We start from the raw sequence: 1,866 nt of genomic DNA, 5'->3' as shown, positions 1-1,866 counted from the left end.
CGACGGGCGCGGACGGGGCGGCGAAGGACGCGGGCGGTGCGGGGGTGCTGGGCCCGCCGGCGGCCTTGATCAGGTCCTCGCCGGGGATGCGCGCCTTGACCTGGCTGGTCGGGTTGATCTGCAGGTCCATGCCGGTGGGGCCGCGCTCGACGAGCTGCCTGCCGGTCATCCGCTGCCAGCTGGTCCAGTTCGCGGGCAGGTAGCCCTCGGAGGTGAACAGCTGCAGCTGCCGCCTGCCGGACTCGTGGTCCATCGTGAACAGCCCGCTGCCCTGCGGCTGCGCGAACAGGATCAGCTCGGCGTCGAGCAGTGCGGCGAACAGGGTGGGCGCCTGGGCGTAGCCGGTGGTGGTCAGCTGCAGGGCGCGTTCGACGTCGTTGGTCGGCGCGGGCAGCCGCAGCGCGACGGGGGAGGGGCGGTAGTTCGGGTTGGACGAGAAGTCCTCGGTGAGCTCACCGCGCTCGTCGACTCGGTAGCCGCCGATGAAGCCCCAGGGCGGGACCTCGGAGCTGGGGTCGCTGAAGATCGGATCCACCACGTACAGCCAGGTGTTCGGCTGCTTGGCGGCCTGTTCGCGCATGGCCGGCGTGATCACCGGCCGGCTCGGCTGCTGGGTGTTCATCTCCCGCACACGCCCCCGACTTGTCGTTGCACCTTGATCCTTGCCGCCGAGGTTCACTGGCTCACCCGAAAGTGTGGTTTCGCGCCGCGATTCCGCTCGGCTGCGCTGCGACGCGCCGCCGTCGCGTAGTTGATCCGCACTCTCTCATGGCCACTTGGGGTGAAGTTTAGTGTTCCGCCAAAACACCCTGAGTCAGCGATCCCGCTCTCCGCCGGAGGTGGGAGGAACGGGGAGGCAGCGGACGAAACGGGCCGCCCGGCGACGGCCGGAGGTCGGGGTTTCCCGCCGCCGCCGGGCCTGTGGTGCGCCCGTGCTCGCCGGCCGCACGGGCCGCATCCTGCCCGCGCACAGGCGCGCGGGGCCGGACTCGGCGGAATTCCGCACGAACGCGCGGGACGGCTGCGCCACTCGGCGGTGCGCGCTGCGCCGAACGCGGCGCGGGCAGCGGGGTTCAGGCCGCGCCGGAACCGAGCTCGGTGCGGTCGAGCACTTCGCGGTAGCGGGTCAGCACGAGCTCGGCGACGGTTCCCGCCGCCGCCATCGGTGCGCCGATCAGCGCGTCCGGGGCGTGCGCGCGGGCCGCGTCCACGACCCGGTCGGTCAGCAGCCCTGGCGCCAGGAACCAGAACCCGACGGCGATCCGCCGGGCACCGCGCTCCCGGAGTCGCGCGATCGCCGCCGGGACGTCCGGCTCGGCGGCGGTGGCGAACGCGGCGACCGCGCCCGCCCACGAATGCCGCGCCTGCCACCGCTCGGCGACCTGGGCGACGAGCCGGTTCGCCGGGGCGTGTGCCGAACCGACCCCGGCCAGCACCACGCCGAGCTCCGGATCGCCGCCGTCGACGCCGACCTCCCGCAGCCGGTCCAGCGCGGCCGACTCCAGCAGCGGGTCCGGTCCGAGCACGTCCGCCGTGCGCAGGCTCAGCCCGGGCAACCGCGCGCCCGCCTCGGCCAGCACCGCGGGCAGGTCCACCTTCGCGTGGAACGCGCTGCCCAGCAGCAGCGGCACCACCACCGCCTCGCGGTGCCCGTCGGCGCGCACCGCCGCGAGCACGTCGCCCACCCGCGGCGCGGACAGGTCCAGGAACGCCGCCCGCACGTCCAGGTCCGGGCGCGGGGGGGGGGCCCCCCCGCCCCCCCCGGGGGGGGGGGCGCGCGGCCCCCCCCGGCGTCCCGACCGCCGCCGACAGCGGCACGATCTTCGTCAACGGGCTGCTCCAGCAGTTCACCGGCATCCCGCCGCT

The 1,866-nt window shown here is 75.0% G+C and carries 2 protein-coding genes; both read right to left on the bottom strand.

Translation table 11 applies throughout. The features are described 5' to 3' along the window. Positions 1–622: type VII secretion system-associated protein (locus tag LCD31_RS28680; protein WP_224963308.1), on the bottom strand; the 622-nt coding region annotated here is incomplete at its 3' end. 451 nt (positions 623–1,073) lie between these two features. Continuing rightward, complete coding sequence (locus tag LCD31_RS28675) at positions 1,074–1,721, bottom strand: CbiX/SirB N-terminal domain-containing protein (RefSeq protein WP_308015883.1); 648 nt, start codon at positions 1,719–1,721, stop codon at positions 1,074–1,076. Positions 1,722–1,866 lie beyond the last annotated feature (145 nt).

Source organism: Saccharopolyspora sp. 6M (assembly GCF_020176775.1).
Classification (GTDB): domain Bacteria; phylum Actinomycetota; class Actinomycetes; order Mycobacteriales; family Pseudonocardiaceae; genus Saccharopolyspora_C; species Saccharopolyspora_C gregorii.
Note: the sequence above shows the minus strand (reverse complement) of the source record. Positions and strands in the feature narration are given on the sequence as shown.